Source organism: Halomonas marinisediminis, assembly GCF_004347715.1.
Taxonomy (GTDB): Bacteria; Pseudomonadota; Gammaproteobacteria; order Pseudomonadales; family Halomonadaceae; genus Halomonas; species Halomonas icarae.
In genome coordinates this window covers 1-26,015 of the sequence record NZ_SLTR01000021.1, presented here as the reverse complement: position 1 = coordinate 26,015, position 26,015 = coordinate 1, and the positions used below count along the sequence as shown (strand labels likewise).

27 protein-coding genes are annotated in these 26,015 nt (G+C 65.9%); 23 read left to right on the top strand and 4 right to left on the bottom strand.

Features of this window, described 5'->3' with window-relative positions; translation table 11 throughout:
* Positions 1-5: 5 nt before the first annotated feature.
* Genes E0702_RS13745 through murB form a run of 4 tightly spaced genes read left to right on the top strand, consistent with a single transcriptional unit; the run spans position 6 to position 2,549 of the window.
* Positions 6-215, top strand: a complete 210-nt coding sequence (locus E0702_RS13745; RefSeq protein ID WP_132044865.1) for a Trm112 family protein — start codon at positions 6-8, stop codon at positions 213-215.
* Positions 215-1,063: a 3-deoxy-manno-octulosonate cytidylyltransferase gene (gene kdsB / locus E0702_RS13740; protein ID WP_132044790.1), complete on the top strand. Its 849-nt coding sequence runs from the start codon at positions 215-217 to the stop codon at positions 1,061-1,063. The genes E0702_RS13745 and kdsB overlap by 1 nt, the downstream gene beginning before the upstream one ends.
* The gene (locus E0702_RS13735; protein ID WP_132044788.1) at positions 1,063-1,539 is read left to right on the top strand and encodes a low molecular weight protein-tyrosine-phosphatase; all 477 of its coding nucleotides are present in this window, start codon (positions 1,063-1,065) and stop codon (positions 1,537-1,539) included. The genes kdsB and E0702_RS13735 overlap by 1 nt, the downstream gene beginning before the upstream one ends.
* On the top strand, positions 1,539-2,549 hold the full coding sequence (murB, locus tag E0702_RS13730; protein WP_132044786.1) for a UDP-N-acetylmuramate dehydrogenase: 1,011 nt from the start codon (positions 1,539-1,541) through the stop codon (positions 2,547-2,549). Before E0702_RS13735 ends, murB begins: the two co-directional genes overlap by 1 nt.
* 79 nt (positions 2,550-2,628) lie before the next feature.
* Here murB and rne read toward each other — a convergent pair whose 3' ends face one another.
* On the bottom strand, positions 2,629-5,835 hold the full coding sequence (gene rne / locus E0702_RS13725) for a ribonuclease E (RefSeq protein ID WP_132044784.1): 3,207 nt from the start codon (positions 5,833-5,835) through the stop codon (positions 2,629-2,631).
* A gap of 569 nt (positions 5,836-6,404) precedes the next feature.
* Here rne and E0702_RS13720 point away from each other — a divergent pair.
* The 3 genes from E0702_RS13720 to sppA are packed head-to-tail and all read left to right on the top strand — an operon-like array spanning position 6,405 to position 9,116.
* Positions 6,405-7,352, top strand: a complete 948-nt coding sequence (locus E0702_RS13720) for an RluA family pseudouridine synthase (RefSeq protein WP_132044782.1) — start codon at positions 6,405-6,407, stop codon at positions 7,350-7,352.
* Positions 7,353-7,361: 9 nt separating this feature from the next.
* Complete coding sequence (locus E0702_RS13715; RefSeq protein ID WP_132044780.1) at positions 7,362-8,015, top strand: HAD-IA family hydrolase; 654 nt, start codon at positions 7,362-7,364, stop codon at positions 8,013-8,015.
* 3 nt (positions 8,016-8,018) lie between these two features.
* A complete protein-coding gene (gene sppA / locus E0702_RS13710; protein ID WP_132044778.1) occupies positions 8,019-9,116 on the top strand; it encodes a signal peptide peptidase SppA in 1,098 nt (365 codons plus the stop codon).
* A 109-nt stretch (positions 9,117-9,225) separates the two neighbouring features.
* Here sppA and E0702_RS13705 read toward each other — a convergent pair whose 3' ends face one another.
* Positions 9,226-9,813, bottom strand: coding sequence for a Maf family protein (locus tag E0702_RS13705; protein ID WP_132044776.1), 588 nt, complete (start codon positions 9,811-9,813; stop codon positions 9,226-9,228).
* A gap of 104 nt (positions 9,814-9,917) precedes the next feature.
* Here E0702_RS13705 and E0702_RS13700 point away from each other — a divergent pair, with 104 nt between their 5' ends.
* The 16 genes from E0702_RS13700 to E0702_RS13625 all read left to right on the top strand — a co-directional run bounded on the left by E0702_RS13700 (position 9,918) and on the right by E0702_RS13625 (position 23,757).
* On the top strand, positions 9,918-10,448 hold the full coding sequence (locus E0702_RS13700) for a YceD family protein (RefSeq protein WP_132044774.1): 531 nt from the start codon (positions 9,918-9,920) through the stop codon (positions 10,446-10,448).
* A 32-nt stretch (positions 10,449-10,480) separates the two neighbouring features.
* Positions 10,481-10,651 (top strand): 50S ribosomal protein L32, encoded by a 171-nt coding sequence (gene rpmF / locus E0702_RS13695; protein WP_132044772.1) that lies wholly within the window; start codon positions 10,481-10,483, stop codon positions 10,649-10,651.
* A 45-nt stretch (positions 10,652-10,696) separates the two neighbouring features.
* Positions 10,697-11,758, top strand: a complete 1,062-nt coding sequence (plsX, locus tag E0702_RS13690; protein WP_132044770.1) for a phosphate acyltransferase PlsX — start codon at positions 10,697-10,699, stop codon at positions 11,756-11,758.
* 17 nt (positions 11,759-11,775) lie between these two features.
* Positions 11,776-12,735: an ACP S-malonyltransferase gene (gene fabD, locus E0702_RS13685; RefSeq protein ID WP_132044768.1), complete on the top strand. Its 960-nt coding sequence runs from the start codon at positions 11,776-11,778 to the stop codon at positions 12,733-12,735.
* A gap of 31 nt (positions 12,736-12,766) precedes the next feature.
* A complete protein-coding gene (fabG, locus tag E0702_RS13680; protein ID WP_132044766.1) occupies positions 12,767-13,510 on the top strand; it encodes a 3-oxoacyl-ACP reductase FabG in 744 nt (247 codons plus the stop codon).
* A 133-nt stretch (positions 13,511-13,643) separates the two neighbouring features.
* Positions 13,644-13,877 carry an acyl carrier protein gene (gene acpP, locus E0702_RS13675; protein WP_008956801.1) on the top strand — a complete coding sequence of 78 codons (234 nt, stop codon included), beginning with the start codon at positions 13,644-13,646 and terminating at the stop codon, positions 13,875-13,877.
* 215 nt (positions 13,878-14,092) lie between these two features.
* Positions 14,093-15,331, top strand: coding sequence for a beta-ketoacyl-ACP synthase II (gene fabF, locus E0702_RS13670; RefSeq protein ID WP_132044764.1), 1,239 nt, complete (start codon positions 14,093-14,095; stop codon positions 15,329-15,331).
* Between the two features lie 16 nt (positions 15,332-15,347).
* Positions 15,348-16,160 (top strand): aminodeoxychorismate lyase, encoded by an 813-nt coding sequence (gene pabC, locus E0702_RS13665; protein ID WP_132044762.1) that lies wholly within the window; start codon positions 15,348-15,350, stop codon positions 16,158-16,160.
* Positions 16,161-16,175: 15 nt separating this feature from the next.
* Positions 16,176-17,180, top strand: coding sequence for an endolytic transglycosylase MltG (gene mltG / locus E0702_RS13660; protein ID WP_132044760.1), 1,005 nt, complete (start codon positions 16,176-16,178; stop codon positions 17,178-17,180).
* Positions 17,181-17,191: 11 nt separating this feature from the next.
* On the top strand, positions 17,192-17,881 hold the full coding sequence (gene tmk, locus E0702_RS13655) for a dTMP kinase (RefSeq protein ID WP_132044758.1): 690 nt from the start codon (positions 17,192-17,194) through the stop codon (positions 17,879-17,881).
* A complete protein-coding gene (locus tag E0702_RS13650) occupies positions 17,869-18,879 on the top strand; it encodes a DNA polymerase III subunit delta' (protein WP_132044756.1) in 1,011 nt (336 codons plus the stop codon). The genes tmk and E0702_RS13650 overlap by 13 nt, the downstream gene beginning before the upstream one ends.
* Positions 18,880-18,912: 33 nt before the next feature.
* Positions 18,913-19,248: a PilZ domain-containing protein gene (locus E0702_RS13645; RefSeq protein WP_132044754.1), complete on the top strand. Its 336-nt coding sequence runs from the start codon at positions 18,913-18,915 to the stop codon at positions 19,246-19,248.
* 58 nt (positions 19,249-19,306) lie between these two features.
* The gene (locus E0702_RS13640; RefSeq protein WP_132044752.1) at positions 19,307-20,155 is read left to right on the top strand and encodes a TatD family hydrolase; all 849 of its coding nucleotides are present in this window, start codon (positions 19,307-19,309) and stop codon (positions 20,153-20,155) included.
* Positions 20,156-20,162: 7 nt separating this feature from the next.
* The gene (locus E0702_RS13635; RefSeq protein ID WP_306766919.1) at positions 20,163-20,726 is read left to right on the top strand and encodes a DUF1285 domain-containing protein; all 564 of its coding nucleotides are present in this window, start codon (positions 20,163-20,165) and stop codon (positions 20,724-20,726) included.
* Positions 20,717-22,936 (top strand): ATP-dependent helicase, encoded by a 2,220-nt coding sequence (locus E0702_RS13630; protein WP_132044750.1) that lies wholly within the window; start codon positions 20,717-20,719, stop codon positions 22,934-22,936. Before E0702_RS13635 ends, E0702_RS13630 begins: the two co-directional genes overlap by 10 nt.
* On the top strand, positions 22,933-23,757 hold the full coding sequence (locus tag E0702_RS13625) for a sulfurtransferase (RefSeq protein ID WP_132044748.1): 825 nt from the start codon (positions 22,933-22,935) through the stop codon (positions 23,755-23,757). Before E0702_RS13630 ends, E0702_RS13625 begins: the two co-directional genes overlap by 4 nt.
* Positions 23,758-23,876: 119 nt before the next feature.
* On the opposite strand, the gene E0702_RS13620 is transcribed toward E0702_RS13625, so the two are convergent.
* Together E0702_RS13620 and E0702_RS19565 are read right to left on the bottom strand one after the other, a co-directional pair.
* The gene (locus E0702_RS13620) at positions 23,877-25,589 is read right to left on the bottom strand and encodes an electron transfer flavoprotein-ubiquinone oxidoreductase (protein WP_306766918.1); all 1,713 of its coding nucleotides are present in this window, start codon (positions 25,587-25,589) and stop codon (positions 23,877-23,879) included.
* 103 nt (positions 25,590-25,692) lie between these two features.
* The coding region (locus E0702_RS19565; RefSeq protein WP_205741933.1) for a hypothetical protein at positions 25,693-26,015 on the bottom strand (323 nt) is incomplete at its 5' end.

Below are 26,015 nucleotides of genomic sequence, written 5' to 3'. Positions count from 1 at the left end.
ATATGATGGACAAGGAGCTGCTGGCTTTGCTGGTCTGCCCGATGTGCAAGGGCAAGCTCAAGTATCGTCGCGAGGAGGAGGAGCTGCACTGCCTCTATGATGGCCTGGCCTATCCGGTTCGCGACGGCATTCCGGTCATGCTGCCCGAGGAGGCGCGACAGCTCTCCGTCGACGAGAAGCTGCATGACTCTCCCGGACGCACGGGAGAGCGCTGATGGCCGAGGCCAGGAGCAAGGCTGACCGAGAGTTCATTGCGATCATCCCGGCACGCTATGCCTCATCACGACTGCCCGGCAAGCCGCTGGCCGAGATCGCGGGCGAACCGATGGTCGTGCATGTCTGGCGGCGCGCCTGTCAGAGTGGTGCCAGCCGGGTCGTGGTGGCGACCGACGATCCGCGCATCGCCCAGGCCATGGCGCCGCTGGGTACGGAGGTGGTGATGACGCGGGCGGACCACCCCTCCGGTACCGACCGGCTGGCCGAGGTGGCCGAGCAGCTGCGGCTCGATGGGGATGCCGTGCTGGTCAATGTTCAGGGCGATGAGCCGCTGATCCCGCCGGGATTGATCGACCAGGTCGCCGCCCGGCTGTTCGACGATCCGGGTGCCTCGATCGCCACGCTGGCCGAGCCGATCACCGAGGCGGCGGTCCTGTTCAATCCCAATGTGGTGAAGGTGGTGCGTGGCCAGGATGGTCGCGCGCTCTACTTCTCGCGCTCCCCCATCCCCTGGGATAGAGAGTCCTGGGGTAGGGAGTTTTGGGATAGCGAATCCGGGGATCGCGAGGCCATCGCGGGGAGTCCCGAGGCGCTAGAGGGTGGCGCCTGGTTGCGCCATATTGGCCTCTATGCCTACCGGGCCGCCTTCCTCGCCGAGTATGGTGACTGGTTACCGTCTCCCCTGGAGCGTCTCGAGCAGCTGGAGCAGCTGCGAGCACTACATCATGGGCATGCCATCCAGGTGGCGCTGGCCCGTGAATCCCACCCTGCCGGTGTCGATACCGCAGAGGATCTGGCCCGGGTACGGGCACTGCTGGAGCAGGAAAACCCCCAAGGAGGAGTCTGATGCGCGTCCTGTTCGTTTGTCTGGGCAATATCTGTCGTTCGCCCACCGCCGAAGGGGTGTTTCGGCGCCAGCTCGAGGCTCGGGGGCTGGGCCAGCGTGTCGACGTCGACTCCTGTGGCATCGCCTCCTGGCACGAGGGCAAGGCGCCGGACCCCCGTTCGCAAGAGGCGGCGGCAAGACGCGGCATCGACCTCTCCTCACTGCGTGCCCGGCAACTGAAGGGCGACGATTTCCACGCCTTCGACTATCTGCTGGCCATGGATCATGACAACCTGCGAGCCATGCGTGAGCAGGCGCCCGAGGGACTCGATGCTCATATGGGGCTCTTCCTCGAGTTTGCGGGTCATCCCAACGTCGCCGTTCCGGACCCCTACTATGGCGGCGAGGATGGCTTCGAGGAGGTGCTTGATCTGGTCGAGCGCGCCGCCGATGGCTTGCTCGAAGACATCGTTGCGCGCCTGGAGTCACGCCCTTGATGTCGACCATCAGGAGGCAATGGGACCTGAGCCATGCCAATACGCTGGGGCTGCCCTGTCTCGCCGAACGCTTCGTGGCACCCGACAGCGTCGAGGCGCTCAGTGACGCGCTGGCCGGGGCGCGTGAGCGGGGTTGGCCGGTGACGCTGCTGGGTGGGGGGAGCAATCTGATCCTGCCTGAGCACCTGCCGGGCCTGGTGGTGCAGCCTGCCATGGACGACTGGTGGCAGGAGGAGGGGGGCAATGGGCGCGTGCGAATCCATGCCGAGGCCGGGGTCAACTGGCATCGGCTGGTGATGGCGCTGGCCGCTCGTGGCCTCTGGGGCATCGAGAACCTGGCGTTGATTCCCGGTCACTGTGGCGCCGCGCCGATCCAGAACATCGGCGCCTACGGGGTCGAGCTGGCCGATGTGCTCGAGGCCGTGGAAGTGCTTCATCTGGCGGATGGCAGCCTGACCTGGCTTTCCCCCGAGGCGTGCGAGTTTGGCTACCGCGAGAGCATCTTCAAGGGGGCGCTGGCAGGGCGGGTTGTGATCACGCGCCTGGTGATGCGCCTGTCGCGTCAGGCGGAGCCTCGCCTGGGCTATGGTGACCTGTCGAGCCGTGTCGGGGTAGCGCCCTCGCCGCAGGAGGTGGCCGAGGCGGTGTGTGCCATTCGCCGCGAAAAGCTGCCCGACCCCGCAGAGCTGTGCAATGCCGGCAGCTTCTTCAAGAATCCCCGGGTAGCGGCCGAGAAAGCCGAGCGCCTGCTGGGCGAATATCCCGAGATGCCACACTTTCCTCAGCCGGATGGCCGGATCAAGCTGGCCGCCGGCTGGTTGATCGACCGCTGTGGTCTCAAGGGGTGGCGCGATGGCCATTTCGGCGTTCACCAGCGCCAGGCGCTGGTGCTGGTCCACTTCGGTGGTGGCAGCGCTCGAGAGCTGCTCGACTTCGCGGCCCGGGTGGCGGGTAGCGTTCGTGAGCGGTTCGGTGTCGAGCTCCAGCGTGAGCCGCGACTGGCTGGCTGAGCCTTCGTCTCAAGCCGAATAAACGACAGCGCCCGCAGCCTTGGCTGCGGGCGCTGTTCGTCAGGCCTGGGAGTAGGCGTTAGCCCTGCTTGCCCTCCTGGGCCTTGGCCTCCTGCTCGCGACGCCGGATCTCGCGCGGGTCATTGTGGGCACGGCGACGACGGCGGCTGGCGCGGCTGGGTGCTGCACTCTCCTTGGCCTCGGCCTTGACGGGCTCCTTCTCGACCGACTCATCGTCGGCCTTGTCGGACGGCTTCTCGGCAAGCTGGCTCTTAGCGGGCTTATTGTCGCTCGCCGCCTCGGCGGCCGGCTGCTTGGCGGCTACCGGCTCGGCCTTTGCCGACTTGGCGTCGGCCTTGGCGCTCGGCGTCTCGGCAGGCTGGCTCTTGGCCGACTGGCTCCTGGCGGGTTGGCTGTCGCCCGCTGCCTCGGTGGCCGGCTGCTTGGCTTCTGCCGGCTTGGTGTCGGCCTTGGCAGTCGGCTTCTCGGCAGACTGGCTGTCGCCCGCTTCCTTGGCGGCCGGCTGCTTGGCCGCTTCCTCGGCGGCCGGCTGCTTGGCCGCTACCGGTTCGGCCTCTGCCGGCTTGGTGTCGGCCTTGGCATTCGGCGTCTCGGCAGGCTTGCTCTCAGCGGGCTTGTTGTCGCTCGCGGTCTCGGCGGCCGGCTGCTTGGCCGCTACCGGCTCGGCTTCTGCCGGCTTGGTGTCGGCCTTGGCATTCGGCGTCTCGGCAGGCTGGCTCTTGGCCGACTGGCTGTCGCCCGCTGCCTCGGAGGCCGGCTGCTTGGCGGCTACCGGCTCGGCCTCTGCCGGCTTGGTGTCGGCCTTGGCGTTTGGCTTGTCCTGGGCGGTCGGCTGGGCCTCGGCTTCGGTGGTGGCCGGACTGGCTTCCTCGGCCTTGGCTGCCTCGGCCTGCAGGCGCTGCTGCTCTTCTAGCGCCTTGGGGCTGATGGCGTGCTGACGGCTACGCTTGCGCGGATTGTTGCGGGTGCGCTTGGGCTTGCCATCATCCACCGGTACCTGCGCGCCAGTCTCGGCCGGCTGTTGCTTTTCGGCTGACTTCTGAGGCTCGCCTTGCTTCTGAGACTCGCCTTGTTTCTGAGCCTCGCCTTGCTTACGGGTCTCGGCCGGCTTCTGGGCCGCACGCGGGTCCCGCTTCTCACCGCTGCTCTGGCGGCGGTTGTCATCGCGCCCCTTGCCGCCATCCTGCTGGCGACTCTTGGTGATCTCCTGCTGACGGCGACCCTCCTGACGACTGCTCTCCTGGCGATTCCGGCCGCGGTTCCCGCGATTGTTGCGGCTGTCGGCGTTGTCGCTGTCACTCGCCCTGCGGTCGCTCCGGTCGCTCTCCTGACGTGATGCATCACGCCGCTCGTCATTGCGCTGGCGACGCTGGCGATTGTTGCGTCCACCGCGCTCCTCTTCGCGACTGGCAGTCTTGCGCTCGCCCTTGTCACTGCCCGAGGGAGTGGCGCCGCTGCTCGACTTGCTGCCGGAAGCATCGCTCGATGGGAGCTCGTCGCCCCCCAGCAGCTTGCTCAAGCCCTTGACCAGGCGGCCGAACACGCCACCCTGGGACTCCACGCTTACCGGTGGGGTGCTGCGAGCGGGAGCGCTGGCCTTGCGGGAGGCGGGGGCCTCCTTCTTTGCCGCCGCGGGCTCCTGCTGCAGGGAGGCGGGGGCCGGTTCGTGGTGAATCACGGTCTTGACGGCAGCTTCGGCTCGCTGTGCCGGCTTGCCGAAGGAGGCCTCGGGCTCCTTGCCGACATCGGTCTCCAGGGAGAGCTCGAAACTGGACTTCTTGCTGCCGTCCTCTTCGACATGGTCGTCGCGCAGGCGCTGGACGTCGTAGTGTGGCGTGTCCATGTCGGGGCTGGGCAGCAGGACGACGCGCACATCCTGGCGACGTTCGATGTCGGCCAGCACCCTGCGCTTCTCATTGAGCAGGTAGGTGGCCACCGGTACCGGCAGGATGGCGCGGATCTGGGCGCTACGCTCCTTCATCGCCTCCTCTTCGATAAGGCGCATGATGGAGAGCGAGATGGAGCGCACGTCACGAATCGTTCCCTGACCCTTGCAGCGCGGACAGACCACGCCGCTGGTTTCCCCCAGCGAGGGGCGCAGACGCTGACGCGACATCTCCATCAGGCCGAAGCGCGAGATGCGGCCGATCTGCACCCGGGCGCGATCGAGCTTGAGGGCATCGCGCATGCGATTCTCGACTTCACGCTGGTTGCGTGCAGGGCTCATGTCGATGAAGTCGATCACCACCAGGCCACCGATATCACGCAGGCGAAGCTGGCGAGCGGTCTCGTCGGCCGCCTCCAGGTTGGTCTGCAGGGCGGTCTCTTCGATATCGCTGCCGCGAGTCGCCCGCGCGGAGTTGATGTCGATGGAGACCAGTGCCTCGGTATGGTCGATGACGATGGAGCCACCGGAGGGCAGCTTGACCTCGCGTTCGTAGGCGGTCTCGATCTGTGACTCGATCTGGAAGCGCGAGAACAGCGGCACCTCGTCGACGTAGAGTTTTATCTTCTGCTGGTAGGAGGGCATCACCTGGCGAATGAAGGCGAGGGCTTCCTCGTGCACCGCGGGGCTGTCGATCAGCACCTCGCCGATATCCTGGCGCAGGTAGTCGCGCATGGCGCGGATGATGACATTGGATTCACGATAGATCAGGAAGGGAGCGGAGCGCTTGCTGGCCTCGGTGGTGATCGATTCCCACACCTGTACCAGGTAGTCCAGGTCCCACTGCAGCTCCTCTGGGCTACGGCCGATACCGGCGGTGCGCACGATCAGACCCATGCGGTCCGGCACGCTGAGCTGATTCATGGCCTCCTTGAGCTGGCTGCGCTCCTCGCCCTCGATACGGCGCGAGATCCCGCCGGCCTTGGGGTTGTTGGGCATCAGCACCAGGAAGCGTCCGGCCAGGGAGATAAAGGTGGTCAGGGCCGCGCCCTTGTTGCCACGCTCCTCCTTGTCGACCTGGACGATCACTTCCTGGCCTTCCTTCAGCACCTCCTTGATGCTGGGACGTCCGTCCGGGTCCTTGACGAAGTAGTCGCGGGAGACCTCCTTGAGGGGCAGGAAGCCGTGGCGGTCGGCGCCAAAATCGACGAAGGCGGCTTCGAGGGAGGGTTCTATGCGGGTGATCTTGCCGCGATAGATGTTGGCTTTCTTCTGTTCTCGGGCGCCGGATTCGATATCCAGGTCGTAGAGGCGTTGTCCATCGACCAGCGCGACGCGCAGCTCTTCGGGCTGGGTCGCATTGATGAGCATCCGTTTCATGTTGACTCGCACTGATAAAGTGCCGGCGAGCGCGACGTGGCGAACCGCTGTGTGCTGCGTGCCTGTGCTCAGCGCATGTCGCGGATGCGCAGCTGCGTCCGACCGCGTCGCTCCCGGTGGGGCAGCGCCGCGGCATGAGCCTGTTGAGTACGGGGCGGGGGCAGAACGTGTCTCGGTGGGTGTCACCCATCCGGCCCTGCGGTCACCGCCAACACCTGGCATTCATCGATTCGCCAACGCCGGCCTCCGGCACGCTGTTGAACGTGTCCCGTGGCCTGCCGCCGCTCCGTGACTGAGGACGCGGTGGGGGATACGGGCGTGGCGCGGTTATCGCGATATCACTTGTCTATTGCATTCTTGCAACCGGCGGCGAGACGCACTGGCGCCGTCGCGGCCTGATGTCTCGCTCCGGCCTGCGTGTCTGTCGGGCAGGCGCTGTGGGGCACGATTTTGCCCATTGGAGCGATTCCGCAATATAACAGCAAGCGCTATAAGCAGCAATTGGCGCGGCGGGGCGAACACTGCGTTAGAATGCGCCTTTCGCAGGTTCTGAGCAGTGGAGTCTCGGCATGGCCGAAGGGCGCGACGTACAGTGGGTTGAGGTAACGGAAGGGCAGGACGGCCAGCGGGTCGACAACTTCCTGATGACGCGTATCAAGGGAGCGCCGCGGGCACTGATCTATCGCATCGTGCGCAAGGGTGAGGTGCGCGTGAACAAGAAGCGCGTCAGGCCCGACACCCGGCTGGCGACGGGGGACCTGGTGCGGATACCACCATTGAAGCTGACCCCCCGGGAGGCGGTGCGTGAGGTGAGTGACAACCTGCGCAACCTGCTGGCCGGCAGCGTGCTGGTGGAGGGGCGAGACTGGTTGGTGATCAACAAGCCGTCGGGGTTGGCCGTTCACGGTGGCAGCGGCGTCAAGATCGGGTTGATCGAGGCGTTGCGTCAGGTGCGCGAGGATCTCGACTTCCTGGAGCTGGTGCATCGGCTGGATCGCGATACCTCGGGCTGTTTGCTGCTGGCCAAGTCGCGTCCGGCGTTGCTGGCGCTCAATGCCTCACTCAAGCAGCAGCAGATGGACAAGCGTTACCTGGCGCTGGTGGCGGGGCGCTGGCCCGTGCGCCGCGACTTCGTGGCGGCTCGCCTGGATCGTTACACCCTGGCCAATGGTGAGCGCCGGGTGCGTGTCGATGCCGAGGGCAAGGTGGCTCGCACGCGCTTCGCGGTGCGTGAGGCGCTGCCGAAGGTAACGTTGCTTGAGGCCGAGCCGGTTACCGGTCGCACCCACCAGATCCGTGTGCACGCGGCCCACGCCGGGCACCCGTTGCTGGGCGACGACAAGTATGGCTCCCGCGAGAGCCAGCAGCTCGCCGCCCGGCTGGGCCTCTCCCGGCTCTTTCTGCACGCCGAGTCGCTGGCCTTTCCCGAGCCGACCAGCGGTCGCGAGGTGCGGATTCGCGCGCCGCTTCCCGATGATCTCGAGGCGGTGCTGGGCCACGCACGCCAGGGCAACTGAGGAGACGACATGCGCTATCGACTGGTGATCTTCGACTGGGATGGAACCCTGATGGACTCCGTGGCGCGAATCGTCGCCTGCATGCAGGCGGCGTCCCATGACGCAGGGTGGGGGCATCTGGAGGAGGAGGCCATACGCAATATCATCGGCCTGGGGCTTCCCGAAGCCATCGCCACCCTGTGTCCGGGGATCGATCCCGAGCGGGCCGAGCTGCTGCGCAGTCGTTATGCCTGGCACTTTGTCGAAGGCAATGACACGCCCATGAGCTTCTTTCCCGATGTAAGGAGCGGGTTGTCCGAGCTGCATGTCAGGCCCGGGCAGCGCCTGGCGGTGGCCACCGGAAAGAGTCGGCGTGGGCTCGACCGTGTGTTCCATGAGAGCAACAGCGGGCACTGGTTTCATGCCAGCCGCACGGCCGACGAGACCCGCTCCAAGCCTCACCCGCTGATGCTCGAGCAACTGCTGGAGGAGCTCGCCGTGCCGGTAACCGAGGCCGTGATGGTGGGGGATACCGAGTATGATCTCGAAATGGCGCGGGCCATCGGCATGGATCGCGTGGCGGTGACCTGGGGGGTGCATGCGCCCGCGAGGCTGGCGTCGAGCCGGCCCGCCTTCACCGCGCAGACGGTGCCCCAGCTGTTCGACTGGTTACAGGGAGGGTAGGCAATGACCGATAAGCGCAATGAGCACGATGCAGATCTCGACCCCTGGACCCAGGGTCCAGAGCTAGGTCGCGACGAGGCGAGGGCGAGGCGCCAGGCGAGCGATCCGGGCGCGGTGTCGCCCGGAGAGGATGCCGAGACCCTGCGTGAGCGCCAGCGACTCGAGCAGATGGCGATGATGGGGCGCTGGATAGATGGCGTGCTGGTGGAGCAGCGTCGTTCACGGCGCTGGAAGCTGTTCTTCCGTTTCCTGTTCGCGGCGCTGGTCGCCGCCTCGCTGTCGGTGACCCTCTATGGTCTGCTGTCTGGCCCTGCCGCGGTCGGTGGGGCGGATGCTCCGCATCTCGGGGTGGTCAAGGTAGAGGGCGTGATCGAGGCCGAGGGTACCGCCAGTGCGGAGCGCATCAATGCCGGGCTCAGGCGAGCCTGGGAGTCGGAGGCGAGCGAGGCGGTGGTGCTGCATATCAACAGTCCCGGTGGCAGCCCGGTGCAGTCCCAGCGCATCTTCGACGAGGTCATGCGACTGCGCAGCGAAGGCGATAAGCCGATCATCGCGGTGATCGAGGATATCGGCGCCAGTGGTGCCTACTATATCGCCGCGGGTGCCGATGAGATCATCGCCGCACCGGCGAGCCTGGTGGGCTCCATCGGGGTCATCTACTCCAGCTTCGGCTTTCAGGAGGCCATCGATCAGCTGGGCGTCGAGCGGCGCGTCTATACCGCCGGCGACAACAAGGCGTTTCTCGACCCCTTTTCCGAGGTGGCCCCGCAGCAACGCGAGTTCTGGCAGTCGGTACTGGACAGTACCCATGAGCAGTTTATCGCGGCGGTGCGCGAGGGACGTGGGGAGCGCCTCGACGATGACGATGCCCTGTTCAGCGGACTCGTCTGGAGTGGTGAGCAGGCGCTGGAGCTGGGGCTGGTGGACTCCCTGGGGAGCCTCGATACCTTGGCGCGGGAGCGGCTCTCTGAGCGCAGGCTGCATGATTACACGCCGCGACTGGACCCCTTCGAGCGGCTATCTCGTCAGTTTGGGCGTGTGGCCATGGAGTGGCTGGGGCTGCCCCGGGCCGACTCTCCGGTGCGCTATCAGCTTCGCTAGCTTGAAGTTGGAAGAGCGCCGCTTCGCGGCTGGAAGCTAGAAGAAACACCTTGGTACATCGATAGGTGGTGAGATGCTGTCTTCCAGCTTCCAGCTTCCAGCTTCCAGCTTACGTCTCGCCGAGCGGATCCAGGCCCGCCTCGCGCAGCAGCGCGCATAGACGGATCAGCGGCAGCCCGATCAGGGTATTGGGGTCGTCGCCCTCGAGTCGCTCAAACAGAGTGATGCCCAGCCCCTCCATGCGAAAGCTTCCCGCGCACTCCAGTGGCCGCTCCCGCTCGATATAGTGAGCGATCTCGTTGTCGGTCAACGTGCGAAACACCACATCGTAGGTCTCGTGGCAGACGCGATGGCGGCCGCTGCGGGTATCCAGTAGCGCCAGGCCAGTGAGAAAGCGCACCCGGTTGCCCGAGAAGCGTGCCAGCTGCTGGCGGGCGGCGGTTGTGTCGGCTGGCTTGCCGAGTACCTCACCATCGAACTGCGCCACCTGGTCGGAGCCGATGATCAGGTGATCGGGCCACTCGTCTGCGAGCTGCTGCGCCTTGCCGAGTGCCAGTCGGTGTACCAGGGCGCTGGGCGACTCGCCGGGGCGGGGGGTCTCGTCAATGTCGGGGCTCTGCCAGGCATAGGGAAGCTCCAGGCGGTCGAGAAGCTGGCGCCGCCAGCGTGACCCGGAGGCGAGAACGAGGCGTGGCATGTGGGGTCTCCAGGTTGTCGATGGAGGCGCAGGGTATCACGCGGCCCGGTGTGTGCGTCGGCGGCTTTGACAGGGGCAGAGGGAGTGCCTATCATTGCGCGCCTATGTTGACCACACGACTCCCTGGCAGGGTTGAGCCCTACAAGCTCGCCGCCCGTGCCGAGCATATGGAAGGGCTGATGGCCCTGGACACCTTCACGCGATTGACCGAAGCGGTCGGTCCGCAGCAGGGTGATGTCGAGGTGTGGCTGGATTTCACCATCGATCCCCAGCGGCGCCACGAGATTCATGGGCGTCTGCGTGCGACGCTGCAGCTGCCCTGTCGGCGTTGTCTGCGTCCCATGGCCCAGGAGGTCGAGAGCGAGTTTCTGCTCGGCATGGTCTCAAACGACGCTCTGGCCGCCGAGTTGCCCAGTACCCACGAGCCGGTACTGGTGGAAGACGAACAGCTGAACCTGCTGACGATGGTCGAGGATGAGTTGATCCTCAGCCTTCCTCAGGCGGTTTACCACGATGAGGCCGACTGTGCGGTCTCACGCGACCAGCTGACCAGCGGGGAGGATGTCGCGGCATCCCGCGAGCCCGCAGCCAGCCCCTTCGATGTGCTTCGGCATCTCAAGGGCAAAAAACACTGATTTATCATTGATTCACTCTGGAGTGACATCCCATGGCAGTTCAAAAGAACCGCAAGACACGTTCCAAGCGCGGCATGCGTCGCAGCCATGACGCCCTGAGCGCCCCGACCCTCTCCCAGGATAAGGAGACCGGTGCCACCCATCTGCGTCACCACGTCTCTCCGGACGGCTTCTACCGTGGCCGCAAGGTCGTCGACGCCTAAGTCGACGACGCGACCTACGGTGATCCCCGGCCCCTGATCTCACTCATGCGAATCGCCATCGATGCGATGGGAGGAGATCTCGGGCCGCGCGCGACGGTGCGTGGTGCCGCCGGGGCGGCCCTCCAGGATTCTCGTCTCACGCTGCAGCTGTTTGGTCCGCGGGCCTGCCTGGAGCGTGAGATTGCCAGCCTGCCGCGGCGTCTCGCCGCGGCAGGTTCGCGTATGGAGGTTGTCGATGCCCCGGGCGAGATCGCTCCGGGGGTGCGTCCCTCCGACGCCCTGCGCCATGGTGGCGATAGCAGCATGGCGCTTATGCTCGACTGCCTGGCGTCGGGGCGCGCGTGCGCCGGCGTCAGCGGCGGCAATACCGGGGCCCTGATGGCCCTGGGACGGCGTGCCATGGGCACCGTGGGCGGTATCCCCCGCCCGGCCATCAGTACCGCGATCCCGACCCGTGAACAGGGGCGTTGCTATCTACTCGACCTGGGCGCCAATATCGAGGCCTCCAGCGATCGCCTCGTGGATTTCGCGCGGATGGGAGAGGTCATGGCTCGTCATGTCGACGGTCTGTCGCGACCGCGGATCGCCCTGCTCAATGTGGGGGCCGAGGGGATCAAGGGGACCGCCAGCGTCCGCCAGGCGGATGCCCGGCTGCGTGAGCTGCCAGGGCTCAACTACTGCGGCTATGTCGAAGGGGATGGCATCTTCGCCGGCAGCGTCGACGTGGTGGTCTGCGATGGCTTCGTCGGCAATGCCGTGTTGAAGGCCAGTGAAGGGTTGGCACGCATGCTGGTGGCCCGTGTGCAGGCCACCTTCGAGGCCCACTGGGGGAGTCGTCTGGTAGGACTGCTCGCCAGGCCGGCCCTTCGACGCCTGCGTGGCGAGCTTGACCCGGTCCGGTACAACGGCGCCAGTCTGCTGGGGCTGGCCGGTATCGTGGTGAAGAGCCATGGCGGCTCCGATGCCGATGGCTTTCGCTACGCCGTGCTGCGTGCCGTGCAGGAAGTGGAGCACGACCTGCCGCGACAGTTGGCGCGGGAGCTGGGCGAGGCTCGAATGGATTCAATTTCTCGCGTCGGCGCGACCGGCGGTGATGACAGGCAATAAAAGCAAAGGTGACCAATATGACTCAACCGCTCGCCCTCGTGTTTCCAGGGCAGGGCTCCCAGCAGGTCGGCATGCTGCGGGAGCTGGCCGAGCGCTACAGCGTCGTGGGTGCGACCTTCGAGGAGGCCTCGGAGGCGCTCGGCTACGATCTCTGGAAGGTGGTCCAGGAGGGGCCCGCCGAAGCGCTCAATGCGACCGCCTGCACACAGCCCGCGCTGCTTGCCGCCAGCGTGGCGATCTGGCGTGTCTGGCAGGAGCTCGAGGGGCCGCGACCAGGCGCCATGGCCGGGCACAGCCTCGGAGAGTACAGTGCCATGGTCTGTGCCGGGGTGATGCCCTTCGCCGAGGGGGTCAGGCTGGTCAAGCTGCGTGGTGAGGCCATGCAGGAGGCGGTGCCGGCGGGGCAGGGGGGCATGGCGGCCATCCTGGGTCTCGATGATGCCGTGGTGGAACAGGCCTGTGCCGAGGCGGCCCAGGGCGATGTGGTCTCGGCGGTGAACTACAATGCCCCGGGTCAGGTCGTGATTGCCGGTAGCAAGGCCGCCGTCGAGCGCGCCATCGCCGCCTGTCAGGCGGCGGGTGCCAAGCGTGCCATGCCGCTTCCGGTCTCCGTGCCTTCACACTGTGCCCTGATGGAGCCCGCCGCCGAGCGGCTGTCCGCGGCCATGGACGAGGTGACACTCAAGGCGCCGCGTTATACCGTGATCCAGAATGTCGACGCCCAGGCCCATGCCGATGTCGAAACGCTGCGCACCCGGCTGATCGAGCAGCTCTATCGTCCGGTACGCTGGACCTCCTGCATCGAGGCCATTGGCGAGCGTGGCGCAGAGGTGTTCATCGAGTGCGGGCCGGGCAAGGTGCTGACCGGGCTGGGCAAGCGCATCGTTCGGGGCAGCAAGGGGCTGGCGGTCAACGACCCCGACAGCCTCGATGCGGCCCTGGAGCTGGCACGCGGCGTGACTTCCCGCAACGGTTGATCTCTTTCCAAAGAACGAAGGCATACTTTTCATGACTAGCGAAACCAGAGTTGCCCTGGTCACCGGGGCCAGTCGCGGCATCGGTCGGGCCATCGCCCATGAGCTGGGTCGCCAGGGGCGCATCGTGATCGGCACCGCGACAAGCGATGCCGGCGCCGAGAGGATCGATGCCGACCTCAGGGCTCAGGGTATCCAGGGTGCCGGTCGGCGCCTGGATGTCACCGATCAGGCCAGCGTCGACGAGGTGGTCAAGGCGATCGGCGAGGAGTTCGGTGCCCCGACCATTCTGGTCAACAATGCCGGCATCACGCGTGACAACCTGTTGATGCGCATGAAGGAAGGGGAGTGGGATGACGTCGTCGATACCAACCTCAAGTCGGTCTATCGTGTCAGCAAGGCCTGTCTGCGTGGCATGACGCGGGCGCGCTTCGGTCGCATCGTCAGCATCAGTTCGGTGGTGGCGAGCATGGGCAATCTGGGTCAGGCCAACTATGCTGCCGCGAAGGCGGGCATGGAAGGCTTCACCCGTGCGCTGGCCCGGGAGGTGGCGTCGCGCGCCATTACCGTCAATGCCGTGGCGCCCGGCTTTATCGCCACCGACATGACCGAGGCGCTTCCCGAGGAGCAGCACAAGGCGCTGCTCGGGCAGATTCCGCTTTCGCGCCTCGGCCAGCCCGAGGAGATCGCCGCGGCGGTAGGGTTCCTTACCGGCGAGACGGCCAGTTATATTACCGGCGAGATTTTGCATGTTAACGGTGGCATGAACATGCGTTGAGAGGTGCCGGGTCCGGTGGTTGCGCCGGCCCCGGGGGCTCTATACACTACCCCGCAGCTTCCGGCTTGCGGATCTGGAACCCCAAACGGCTGGTCTTCTGGACGGCCAATGTGAACGACTGGAGTACGTCATAATGAGCACCATCGAAGAGCGCGTTAAGAAGGTTGTGGCCGAGCGCCTGAACGTCAAGGAAGAGGACATCCAGAACAGCTCCTCCTTCACCGAGGACCTGGGCGCCGACTCCCTGGACACCGTCGAGCTGGTCATGGCGCTTGAGGAGGAGTTCGATACCGAAATTCCCGACGAGGAAGCCGAGAAGATCACCACCGTCCAGGAAGCCATCGACTACGTGAACGCCCACCAGTAAGCCTGGTGGCGGTCGATACCGCTTGCTGATGCTCGGGGCCGCCTTCGCCGGAACGGCCCCCAGGAAAGCCGCCCACAAGGGCGGCTTTTTCGCACCCGAACGACATGCGAATACCCTCTCGGGGCGGCATGTCGAAGGGAGAGCCGTTATAATGCGCCTGATATAGGCGGCCCGCATGAGGGTCGCGATCATCCTGGACGCCTGGAGGAACGCTGATGACACGTAGACGAGTAGTGGTGACGGGCCTGGGCCTGGTCACGCCGGTGGGAAATACCGTGGAAGAGAGCTGGCGCAATATCGTGGCCGGCAACAGCGGCATTGCTCCCATCGAGCACTTCGATGTCAGCGGCTTCAACACGCGCTTCGGCGGTTCGGTGAAGGACTTCGACATCAGTCCCTATCTGAACCCCAAGGATGCGCGCAAGATGGATCTGTTCATCCAGTACGGCATGGCGGCCGGGGCTCAGGCGATCCAGGATGCCGGCCTCGAGTGCAGCGACGAGAATGCTCACCGCATCGGCGTAGCCATCGGTTCTGGCATCGGCGGGCTACCGATGATCGAGCACAATCACAATGCCCTGATCAAGAGCGGGCCGCGACGTATCTCGCCGTTCTTCGTGCCCGGTTCGATCATCAACATGATCTCCGGCAACCTGGCGATTCGCCATGGCTTCCGTGGCCCCAATATCGCGATCACCACCGCCTGCACCACCGGCACCCACAACATCGGCTATAGCGCGCGGACCATCGCCTACGGTGATGCCGACGTGATGGTGTGCGGTGGTGCCGAAATGGCGACCACTCCGCTGGGCCTGGGTGGCTTCTCGGCGGCGCGGGCGCTGTCCACTCGCAACGAGGACCCCGAGGCGGCCAGTCGCCCCTGGGATCGCGATCGTGACGGCTTCGTGCTCTCCGACGGTGCCGGTGTGCTTGTGTTGGAGGAGTACGAGCACGCCAAGGCGCGCGGGGCCACCATCTATGCCGAGATGGCAGGTTTCGGCATGAGCGATGACGCCTATCACATGACCGCCCCCCCCGAGGACGGCAGCGGCGCCGCCCAGTCCATGGCGAATGCCGTGCATGATGCGGGGCTCGAGCCGGCAGCGATCGACTATATCAACGCCCATGGCACCTCGACGCCTGCAGGGGATCTCGCCGAGAGTCGCGCGGTACAGCGTGTGATGGGGGAAGCGGCAAGGTCGGTGGCGGTCAGCTCCACCAAGTCGATGATCGGCCATCTGCTGGGTGCCGCGGGAGCCGTCGAAGCGGTGTTCTCGATTCTCGCGATTCGCGACCAGGTTGCGCCGCCCACCATCAACCTGGACAACCTCCAGGAGGGTTGCGAGCTTGACTATGTGCCGCATACGGCCCGTGAGATGAAGATCGACGTGGCGCTGTCGAACTCCTTCGGCTTCGGTGGTACCAACGGCACCCTGATCTTCACTCGGGTCTGAGCATGGCGGTAGGCGAGTGAGGGAGCAGGCCAGCTGGCCGCTGGATGATCGCGGTGCCGCCTACGGCGACGGTCTCTTCGAGACCATCCTGCTCAGGGACGGGCGTCCGCTGTTGTGGGATGAGCATCTGGCGCGGCTGGCCCGAGGCTGTCATGTGCTGGGCATCCCGATGCCTGCGGAGCATGACCTGGCGCTTCCGCTGGCGGAGGCGGGGAGTGGGCTCGAGGTGCTCAAGCTGACCCTGACCCGTGGCAGTGGCGGGCGAGGCTATTGCCCGCCGGCGACCCCCGAGCCGCGCCTGCGCTGGCAGCTTGCCTCCTTTACCCCTGCCGAGTCGCGCTGGCGCAAGGGCGTCAGGATTCGCCACTGTCGGCTCCGCCTCGCCTGCCAGCCTGTGCTGGCGGGGATCAAGCACCTCAATCGTCTGGAAAATGTGCTGGCGCGCGCCGAGTGGGATGACGACGCCATTGCCGAAGGCGTGCTCAGCGATGACTCCGGGCGTCTGATCGAGGCTACCGCCATGAATCTCTACTGGCTCCGCGCCGGCCGCCTCGAGACGCCGTCACTCGCCCGTTGCGGGGTGGCGGGGACGCTGCGGGAGGCGCTGATATCCCGCGGCGAGATTCAAGAGGTCGAGGCGGGAGAAGAGGCGCTGGCCCAGGCCGATGCGGTCTGGCTGGGCAACTCCGTACAGGGAGTCTGGCCGGTGGTCCGCCTGGATGATGTGATGGGCAGGGCCCTTCGACGCTGGACGCTTGGAAGGCAGCATCGTAGCTTCCAGGCCGAGGCCCACGGCCTGTTGGGTTACGACTACCCTTCAACCTACTGAATCAAGAGGATCCCAATGCGGCGAGTGCTGATCATCCTGCTGCTGCTGGTCGTGATGGCCATGGCGGCCCTGTTCGGTGGCTATCGCTATTGGCAGTCGCGTCTGGCGGCCCCCATCGCGATCAGCGAGTCGACGCTCTATGAGGTGCCGCGTGGTGCGGGCTACCATCAGGTGGTAAGCGAGCTGGTAGCCCAGGGCGTGATCGAGGATGCCTGGGCCTTTCGGGTACTGGCCCGCCTCGAACCCCAGAGCCTGCCGCGGTTGCGACCCGGAGAGTTCAGGCTGGAGCCCGGCATGAGCGGTCGTGAGCTCCTCGAGCGTCTGGGTAGCGAGCAGCTGGTGACCTACCCGTTGACCATCCCCGAAGGCTGGACCTTCCGCCAGATGCGTGACGCCCTGGAGGCGGCACCCAAGCTTGAACATCGCACCGAGGGGCTCACCGACGATGAGGTCATGGCGCTGCTCGACCGCGAGGGGGAGCACCCGGAGGGGTGGTTCTTTCCTGATACCTACCTCTATCACAAGGGCATGAGCGACCTGGAGCTGCTCGAGCAGGCCCACTCGCGCATGCAGGCCACCCTCGATGAGGTCTGGGCAGAGCGTGCCGATGACCTGACCATCGAGACACCCTACGAGGCGCTGATCATGGCCTCGCTGATCGAGCGTGAGACGGGGGCCCCTGAGGAGCGGCGCGAGATCGCGGGCGTGTTCAAGCGTCGCCTGGAGCGTGGCATGCGCCTGCAGACCGACCCCACGGTGATCTACGGCATGGGAGAGCGCTACGCGGGCAATATCACCCGTGCCGATTTGCGTGAGTCCACGCCCTACAATACCTACGTGATCGACGGCATGCCCCCCACCCCGATTGCCCTGCCGGGCAGGGCGGCCCTGGAGGCCGCGGTCGACCCGCTGCCCGGGGAGACGCTCTACTTCGTGGCCAAGGGCGACGGCACGCATCACTTCTCGCGCACGCTGCGCGAGCACAACAATGCGGTCAATCGCTATATCCGCAACCGATGATTGGAGCAGGCATGGGTAACAAGCACCCCGAACGGCCAGCGAGGAACGCCGGGAACACTCCGGCGAGGGGACGCTTTATCACCCTGGAAGGCAGCGAGGGGGTCGGCAAGAGCACCAACCTCGCACGGGTGGTGGCATGGCTGGAGGCGCGGGGCCTGGAGGTGGTCCAGACTCGTGAGCCAGGAGGCACACCGCGGGCCGAGGCCATTCGGCGCCTGCTGCTCGACCCGGATGAGCCCGAACCGCTGGATGATGACGCCGAGCTGCTGCTGGTATTTGCCGCGCGTGCCCAGCACCTGGCGCGTGTGATACGCCCGGCCCTGGAACGGGGTGCCTGGGTGGTATGCGACCGCTTCACCGACGCCACCTTCGCCTACCAGGGGGGAGGGCGTGGCCTCGACAGCGCACGCATCATCGAGCTCGAGGCCTTCGTTCAGCAGGGGCTCGCTCCTGACCTGACCCTGCTGCTCGACATGCCCATGGGGGCGGCTCAGCAGCGCCTGGAGCAGCGTGGCGAGCGGCGAGATCGCTTCGAGCAGGAGCGTGCCGAGTTCTTCGAGTCGGTTCGTCAGGCCTATCTGGCCCGTGCCGCTCAGGCTCCGGAGCGGATCACGATCATCGATGCCTCCCTCACGCGCGAGGCGGTGGGCGAGCAGATCGAGGCGGTGCTCGAGGCGAGGGTGACGGCATGGCGGAGCTGAACCCGTCGCCTGTCACGGCCCTGGAGCCACTGCCCTGGTTGGGCGAGCGCTTCGCGGAGCTCGTTCGCCTGGCCGACAGTGGGCGACTGCCCCACGCGCTGTTGATCTCGGGCCCCCGCGGGGTCGGCAAGCGCTCGCTGGTCGACGCCCTGGCCGCCCGCACGCTGTGTGCCACGCCCGGGAGGGTGGCCTGTGGCCACTGTCATGGTTGCCATATGCTGGCCTCGGGCTACCATCCCGACCTGATGAGTGTCGAGCTCGAGGAGGGCAAGCGCCAGATCCGCATCGATGCGATCCGCGAGGTCAACCATTTCGTCGCCCAGACCGCCCAGCAGGGAGGCTATCGGGTCATTCTTGTCGCGCCGGCCGAGGCGCTCAACGTCGCCGCCGCCAATGCCCTGCTCAAGAGCCTCGAGGAGCCCGGGGCGCGGACCCTGTTCCTGCTGCTCTCGGATATCCCCTCCCGGCTGCTGCCGACCATTCGGTCGCGTTGTCAGCACTGGAGCCTGGCGATTCCCGAGCCGGCCGACTGCCTGCCCTGGCTTGCCGAGCGTCTCGGCGATAACGAAGAGGCGACATTCTGGCTGAGAGTGGCCGGGGGGCTACCACTGCAGGCAGTGAGCCTGTCGACCCCCGAGGCACGGGCGCTGCGTCAGCAGCTGGTCGATACCTTCGAGGCCCTGGTAAGAGGAGGCGAGCCGGTGGCCGAGGCGGCTCGGCTTGACCGCCAATCCATCGATGCCATCCTGTGGTACGGTATCGCCTGGCTCGAGGACCTGATTCGCCTTGGGCTTTCCGGTGATGCCTCCGGACTGTGTAACCCGGACCTGCTGCCCCTCTATCGCCAGGCGGTCAAGAATGCCCGGGTGCGCGACTGGTTTCGCCTGCTGGATTACGCCCGTGAGGAGCGACGGCTGCTGGCGGCGGGCGGCAACCCCAATCCACAGCTGGTGCTGGAGGCCTGGCTGGTGCGCTGGTCGGCACTGTTGCGTTCGTGACGTGTCCCCCGCAAGCACATCGAGGAGAGAATCATGGTCGCTCAGAAGGCGTTGTCGCTGAATATCCAGGATACCCAGACCCTGTTGTCGGCCTATATGCCGGTGCTCGAGCGGGGCGGCATCTTCGTTCCCACGCGTGAGCGCTACGAGCTGGGCCAGCAGATCTATCTGCTGCTGACGTTGCCCGGCGAAACCGAACGGGTGCCGGTCACCGGTCAGGTCGTCTGGGTCTCGCCGGAAGGTGTCAGCGGCCGGCGCATTCCCGGGGTCGGTATCCACTTCAGCGCCGCCGACCAGGTCGTGCGCGATCGTATCGAGAGCCTGCTTGCCGGTCATCTCGACAAGGGCACGCCGACCTATACGCTCTGACGCGATTGGTACCATCCACTGGCTATCGGCACCATTCACTCTATCGGTACTTCACTGCATGTTCGTTGATTCTCACTGCCATCTCGACCGCCTCGACTCCGCCACCCATGGTGGAGATCTCGCTGCGACGCTGGACGCCGCCCGAGCTCGCGGGGTGAAACAGTTCCTGGCCATCGGCGTTACCCTCGATGAGGTACCCGGCGTGGCCGCCATCGCCCGCGAGCACGACGACGTGGTGATCTCCGCCGGGGTTCATCCGCTGCACCGGGTGGCCGACGAGCCGACCATCGAGGCCATCAAGGAGACCGCCGACCGCTATGGTGCGGTGGCCATCGGCGAGTGTGGCCTGGACTATCATTATCTGGAGAAGGCCCCCGACAAGGTGCCGTCGCGAGAGGTTCAGCGCGAGCGCTTCCGCCGCCAGCTGATCGCTGCCAGCGAGCTTGCGTTGCCGGTGATCATCCATACCCGCGAGGCGAGGGACGAGACGCTGGCGCTGATCCGTGAGCATACCAACCCGGAGGTCGGAGGCGTGCTGCACTGCTTCACCGAGGATCTCGAGATGGCTCGGGAGGCGGTGCGCCACGGCTTCTATATCTCGCTCTCCGGGATCGTGACCTTCCACAGCGCCAAATCGCTGCGTGAGATCGCCAGGCAGGTGCCGCTTGATCGGTTGTTGATCGAGACGGATAGTCCCTACCTGGCCCCGGTGCCTCATCGTGGCAAGCCCAATGAGCCGGCCTGGGTGGTCGAAGTGGCCGAATGCATCGCCGCCGAGCGCGGAATCAGCGTCGAGGAGGTCGCCATGCAGACCACCGCCAACTTCTACCAGCTGTTTCGTGCCGCAAGCCCGGAAGTCTCCGAGGAGATGCGCGGCATCCTGCAGGGCGCCGGCCTGGTCAAGTAGGAGCACCATGATGGATCTGGAACCGCTGGTGGCAAGGCTAGACGCCGCTGGGGATATCCCCCCGGTGGATGGCTGGCATCCCGAGCGCGTGGGAGAGATGGACCTGGTGATCGCGGCCGATGGTCGCTGGATTCATGAGGGTACCGTCATGTCACGGCCGCGGCTGGTTCGGCTGCTCTCCACCATCCTGCGACGTGAAGCCGATGGTCGTCATGCACTGGTCACGCCGGTCGAGAAGCAGCTGATTCGGGTCGAGGACTGTCCCTTCCTGATCGTCGATGCCGAATTTGGCGACGACGGTCTCTGGTGGCTGACCACCAATATGGGGGACCGGCTGACGCTGGATGCTCAGCACGTCTTTACCCTCAGCGAGACCCCCGCCGGCGAGTGTGTGCCCGAGGTCACAGTACGCTTCGGCTTGGCCGCCCGGCTGGGGCGCAATGTCTTCTACCGCCTGGTCGAAGAGGCGAGCCCCTTCACACTGGACGATGGACGCGAGGCACTGGGGCTGCGCAGTGGGGGCGCCTGGCATCCGCTGGGCCTGGTCGACGGCGAAGCGGCGTGCGGCTGACCGCGGAACAGCGTGCCGTGGTCGAACATGGCGCCGGGCACGCGCGTGTGGCCGCGGTCGCTGGCTCCGGCAAGACCACGACCATGGTGGCGAGGGTGCTCCGGCTTCTCGAGCGGGGGGTTCCCCCTCAGCGTATTCTGGTGCTGATGTTCAACCGTTCGGCACGAGCGGACTTCCAGGCCCGCCTGGCGGCCATGGCCCCAGCAGGCCAGCGGCTGCCCGATGTGCGCACCTTTCACTCCCTTGGGCATCGGTTGACTGGCAGCCTGACACGCTGGGGGGCACTGGTGCCCCGTCAGCTGCTGACCGCCGACTGGCAGCTCGAGCGCCTGTTGCGTCAAGCCACCCAGCTCGCCCTCGGCGATCAGGACACAGAGGCGCGTGAGTCGGCGCTGGATGCCGAGCGTCTCGAGGCGCTGGCGCACTTCTGTGGCCTGGTGAAGGCCGAGATGGTGAGTGCCGCCGAGTTGCATGAGCGGCTGGATTACGGTGATGAGACCCGCTACTTCCCGGCCGCCTTCGAGCAGGTCGAGGCACTGTTGGAGCAGCATGGCCTGATGGGTTATGCCGATCTGTTGTATCGCCCCCTAAAAGCCCTGGAAGCCGATGCTGGCTTGCGCGCCCGCATCCAGGGATTTCTCGACCACGTCATCATCGACGAGTATCAGGACATCAATGTTGCCCAGCAGCGCCTGTTGGCGCTGCTCGCCGGCGAGCATGCCGAGGTGATGGCGGTGGGGGATGCCAATCAGTGCATCTACGAGTGGCGCGGGGCACATCCCGAGACCATGCTCCAGCGCTTCACCGACACCTTCGGCGTGGCGGTGGACTACCCGCTTTCCACCACCTTTCGCCATGGCCATGCCCTGGCGCTGGCGGCCAATCACGCCATCGACGCCAACCGGCGGCGCCCCGACCAGCAGTGCCTGGCGGCTCCTGGCAACCCGCAGACCCGGATCGGGGCGGGCCATGGGTGTCGTGGCCTGCTGGACGGCCTGGCCGCGTGGCAGCGACAGGGAAGGGAACTCGACGAAGCCTGTGTGCTGGTGCGTAGCTGGGCCCTGTCGGTGCCGCTGCAGCTCGCGCTGCTGCGCGAGGGGGTGGCGTTTCGTCTGGCGCGGGAGGATCGTTTCGTCTTTCGCCTGCCTCTGGTGCAGGCACTGGCCGGCTACCTGAGGCTGGCATGTACTCCCGAGCTGCTGCGTGACCCTGGCCACCTGGCCCTGCTGTTCGCCCAGCCGACACCCTTCGTGGCCCGCGAACGACTCGAGGCACTGGCGCGTCGGTTGGCGGAGGACCCCCGCTGGCCCGCGCCTCACGACCCGCTGTTGGCAGCCCTCAAGCCTCATCAGAAACGTACTCTCAAGAAGCGTTGGGCACTGCTCTGTGAGTTGCCGCGACTGGCGGCCCGTTCGCCGGCTGAGCTGCTCGACCATGTGGTGACCGAGGTCGATGCCGAGAGGGTCCTCAAGCGTGCCGCGGCGCGGCGCGACAAGGGCGAGGAGGATGTTCGCCTGCTCGATGTGCTCAAGGAGCAGGCCATTGAGCTTGGCAATGACACCGAGGCCTTTGTCGAGCTGCTCAGTCGACCGGTGGAGAGCCGTGATGACGGGGTGCTGATCAACACCGTACACGGCGCCAAGGGGCTGGAGTGGCCCCTGGTGGTGCTTGCCGGCGTCAACGAGCAGGACTTTCCCCACTACACCCGCGACAACCCGCTATCCCCCCAGCGTCTCGAGGAGGAGCGCAGGCTCTTCTATGTGGCCATCACGCGTGCCCGAGAGCGGCTGCTGCTGCTCCATGACGGTGGCGATCATCGTCCCAGCCGGTTTCTTGCCGAGAGTGCCTGGGAGGAGTGCGATCGCCTGGCCCAGCGCCTCGAGTCGGATGACGCGAACGCTGCCGCCGACGCAGGGCAAGTGCCACTGGCGGTATCGCGCCCGGAGCTGGTGAAGCGCTATCTGGACGCCCTGGGGCGTGAGTTGCCGCTGGCGCCTGTTTCGCCTGAGGCGACCGATCAGATGGCTCCCTCGCAGGCCTTCGGCGTCGGTCAACGCCTGCGTCATGCCGTTTTCGGCGAGGGCGAGATCGATCTGGTGGAGGGGGACCCCGACAACCCCGTGATCGAGGTGCGTTTCCTGCATGCTGGGCGACGACGCCTGATCGCTCGACGAGCGCCCATCGAATTGCTGCAAGGAGGTCATGCATGAATCAGCCCCTGATCACCGCCGGGGAGTTGCAAGATGCCCTGGAGGGCCCCCGGCCACCGTGTCTGCTGGATTGTCGAGCACGCCTCGGTGATCCCGATGCCGGTCATGGCCTGTGGTGGAAGGCGCATCTGCCGAACAGTCGGCACCTCGACCTGGATCGTGACCTGGCGGGTCCCCCGGGGGCAGGGGGGCGCCATCCGTTGCCGAACCGGCAGCGATTCACCGAAGCGCTTCAGCGCCTTGGCGTGAGGCCGGACATGCCGGTGGTGGTCTATGACGATATGGGCGGCCAGCTGGCCGCCGCTCGCGCCTGGTGGATGCTCGCCTGCTGGGCCGGCCATCCCGAGGTGCGGGTATTGGACGGCGGCATCCAGGCCTGGTTGGCCCAGGGTGGCGAGCTGCAAGAGGGGGATGACGTGACATCGAGCCCTTCCGGCTGGTGCCCGGACTATCGTGACGACACCTGGACGACGGCGGAGGCGCTGCAGTCGAGCAGTGTGCTGGGGGTAGACGCTCGCAACCGCGAACGCTTCCGCGGTGACGTCGAGCCCATCGATCCGGTGGCGGGGCATATCCCGGAAGCGGTATGTCGCCCCAGTGTCGACAACCTGGAGGAGGGCGGGCGCTTCAAGAGCCCCGCACGCCTGGCCAAGGAGCTACCCCAGGGCGACGAGGTGGTGGCCTACTGTGGTTCCGGGGTCACCGCCTGCCATAACATCCTCGCCTATGCGGTAGCCGGCAAGCCGCTGCCCAGGCTCTACCCAGGCTCCTGGAGCGAGTGGGTGCAAGACCCGGCCCGCCCCGTTGCCACCGGCGACTGAGCCGGGCTGCGTGACAAGCTGGAAGAGCGTCGCTTCGCTCCGGGAAGCGAGAAGCTGGAAGAACCCCCTTGACGCAATGTTGTTGGGTTCATGCTGCCTTCCAGCTTACGGCTTACGGCTTACATATTGGGATAGTTCGGTCCGCCACCCCCTTCGGGCGCCACCCAGGTGATGTTCTGGGCCGGATCCTTGATGTCACAGGTCTTGCAGTGCACGCAGTTCTGAAAGTTGATCTGGAACTTCGGCTTGCCGTCCTCGCCCTCGACCACTTCGTAGACCCCGGCCGGGCAGTAGCGCTGTGCCGGCTCGGCATACTCCGGCAAATTTTCGCGGATTGGCAGCTCCGGGTCGCTCAGCTTCAGGTGGCAGGGCTGATCCTCCTCATGATTGGTGTTGGAGAGAAAGACCGAAGAGGGCTTGTCGAAGGAGAGCTTGCCGTCGGGCTTGGGGTACTCGATCTTCTCGAACTCGCCGGCCGGCTTGAGTGCGGCATGATCCGGGGTGGTGTCGTGCACATTGGGCAGCTTGCCACCCAGCAGCTGGTTCACGAAGTTGTAGGCGCCGCCGCCGACGGTGCCGTACTTGTGGATCGCCGGGCCAAAGCTGGCGCTCTCCTCGAGCTCGGCATATGCCCAGCTCGCTTGCCACTTCTCGGTAAAGGCGCCGAGCTCCTGGCCACCCTCGTCGCCCTTGGCGACCGCCTCGAACACCGCCTCGGCGGCCACCAGGCCTGACTTCATGGCGGTGTGCAGTCCCTTGATCTTGGCGAAGTTCAGGGTGCCGGCATCGCAGCCGATCAGCAGGCCGCCGGGGAAGGTCATCTTCGGCAGGCAGTTCAGTCCACCCTTGGTGATGGCGCGGGCCCCGTAGGCGACACGCTTGCCGCCCTCGAGATGCCTGGCCAGCACGGGGTGGTGCTTCATGCGCTGGAATTCATCGAAGGGGGAGAGCCAGGGGTTCTGGTAGGAGAGATCCATGATCAGCCCCACGACCACCTGCTGGTTGTCACCGTGATAGAGGAACCAGCCACCGTGGGTGTGCTTGTCCAGAGGCCAGCCGGAGCCGTGCAGCACCAGGCCCGGTTCGTGCTGCTCGGCGGGCACGTCCCACAGCTCCTTGAGTCCGATGCCGTAGTGCTGGGGGTCCTTGCCGGCGTCGAGGTCATACTCCTGGATCAGGCGCTTGCCCAGGTGACCGCGGGCGCCCTCGGCAAACAGCGTGTACTTGGCGCGCAGCTCCATGCCCGGCATATGGCCATCCTTGGGCGTGCCATCGGCGGCCACTCCCATGTCGCCGATCAGGATGCCCTTGACCACGCCCTCTTCGATGATGGTTTCCTGAGCGGCAAACCCCGGGAAGATCTCCACGCCCAGCGTCTCGGCCTGCTCGGCCAGCCAGCGGCACAGATTGCCGGCGCTGATCACATAGCGGCGGGAGTCGCCACTCGTTAGATCACCACCGGAGTGCCGGCCACCGGTGTTATGCATGGACTTGGGCACCAGGGCATTGGGTAGCTTCTGGCTCTTCTCCGCGTCCTTGAGCAGGTAGACCTCATCGCGGCTGGCCGGGGTGGTCAGCGGTGCGCCGCGCTCCTCCCAGTCGGGGAACAGCTCGGCCAGGGCGCGGGGCTCGAAGATGGCGCCGGAGAGGATGTGGGCGCCGACCTCGGAGCCCTTCTCCACCACGCACACCGTCAACTCCTGCTCCGCCTCGTTGGCCTGCTGCATCAGCCGGCACGCGGCGGCGAGCCCCGAGGGGCCGGCGCCCACGATAACAACATCGAACTCCATGGAGTCGCGTTCGACTTGTTCTTCCATCTGCTCTCTCCTCACTGCCCGTGTCGACGTCGAGCGCCATTACACTAACGTCGATAAGATTTAAAACGGTCGTTTGCTTCTAGCCTGCCCTCATGATAGGCATAATAGAACAACAAGGTCACCCCCTGCGATCATGCGACGTTGGCGCCATGGTGATCAGGTGTCTCGCCCAAGGGGTGATTATGGGATTGTTGCCCTGTGCATGGGTGTGGCACATTGAAAGAGTTTTTTCGATGCGGCACCTATCAAACGCTCGCATGAAATCGATAAGAGCATGCCACGCCGTTCCAGGCGGCCAGTGACAGGAAGGTGCTGACGGCAGTGTCGCACCATTGGATTCAAGACGGTTCAACACCGAGAACCAAGCGAGGAAATCATGAAAGTACTCGTCGCGGTCAAACGCGTCATCGACTACAACGTCAAGATCCGTGTCAAGCCGGA

Coding starts and splice junctions, on each gene's coding strand:
- plsX (WP_132044770.1), top strand. CDS start 10,697: ATGCGAATCGCCATCGATGCGATGGGAGGAGATCTCGGGCCGCGCGCG.
- E0702_RS13705 (WP_132044776.1), bottom strand. CDS start 9,813: ATGCCACGCCTCGTTCTCGCCTCCGGGTCACGCTGGCGGCGCCAGCTT.
- tmk (WP_132044758.1), top strand. CDS start 17,192: ATGGGTAACAAGCACCCCGAACGGCCAGCGAGGAACGCCGGGAACACT.
- fabG (WP_132044766.1), top strand. CDS start 12,767: ATGACTAGCGAAACCAGAGTTGCCCTGGTCACCGGGGCCAGTCGCGGC.
- acpP (WP_008956801.1), top strand. CDS start 13,644: ATGAGCACCATCGAAGAGCGCGTTAAGAAGGTTGTGGCCGAGCGCCTG.
- E0702_RS13635 (WP_306766919.1), top strand. CDS start 20,163: ATGATGGATCTGGAACCGCTGGTGGCAAGGCTAGACGCCGCTGGGGAT.
- E0702_RS13745 (WP_132044865.1), top strand. CDS start 6: ATGGACAAGGAGCTGCTGGCTTTGCTGGTCTGCCCGATGTGCAAGGGC.
- E0702_RS13640 (WP_132044752.1), top strand. CDS start 19,307: ATGTTCGTTGATTCTCACTGCCATCTCGACCGCCTCGACTCCGCCACC.
- kdsB (WP_132044790.1), top strand. CDS start 215: ATGGCCGAGGCCAGGAGCAAGGCTGACCGAGAGTTCATTGCGATCATC.
- fabD (WP_132044768.1), top strand. CDS start 11,776: ATGACTCAACCGCTCGCCCTCGTGTTTCCAGGGCAGGGCTCCCAGCAG.
- E0702_RS13735 (WP_132044788.1), top strand. CDS start 1,063: ATGCGCGTCCTGTTCGTTTGTCTGGGCAATATCTGTCGTTCGCCCACC.
- rne (WP_132044784.1), bottom strand. CDS start 5,835: ATGAAACGGATGCTCATCAATGCGACCCAGCCCGAAGAGCTGCGCGTC.
- E0702_RS13625 (WP_132044748.1), top strand. CDS start 22,933: ATGAATCAGCCCCTGATCACCGCCGGGGAGTTGCAAGATGCCCTGGAG.
- E0702_RS13700 (WP_132044774.1), top strand. CDS start 9,918: ATGTTGACCACACGACTCCCTGGCAGGGTTGAGCCCTACAAGCTCGCC.
- E0702_RS13650 (WP_132044756.1), top strand. CDS start 17,869: ATGGCGGAGCTGAACCCGTCGCCTGTCACGGCCCTGGAGCCACTGCCC.
- rpmF (WP_132044772.1), top strand. CDS start 10,481: ATGGCAGTTCAAAAGAACCGCAAGACACGTTCCAAGCGCGGCATGCGT.
- mltG (WP_132044760.1), top strand. CDS start 16,176: ATGCGGCGAGTGCTGATCATCCTGCTGCTGCTGGTCGTGATGGCCATG.
- E0702_RS13715 (WP_132044780.1), top strand. CDS start 7,362: ATGCGCTATCGACTGGTGATCTTCGACTGGGATGGAACCCTGATGGAC.
- E0702_RS13645 (WP_132044754.1), top strand. CDS start 18,913: ATGGTCGCTCAGAAGGCGTTGTCGCTGAATATCCAGGATACCCAGACC.
- sppA (WP_132044778.1), top strand. CDS start 8,019: ATGACCGATAAGCGCAATGAGCACGATGCAGATCTCGACCCCTGGACC.
- murB (WP_132044786.1), top strand. CDS start 1,539: ATGTCGACCATCAGGAGGCAATGGGACCTGAGCCATGCCAATACGCTG.
- fabF (WP_132044764.1), top strand. CDS start 14,093: ATGACACGTAGACGAGTAGTGGTGACGGGCCTGGGCCTGGTCACGCCG.
- E0702_RS13720 (WP_132044782.1), top strand. CDS start 6,405: ATGGCCGAAGGGCGCGACGTACAGTGGGTTGAGGTAACGGAAGGGCAG.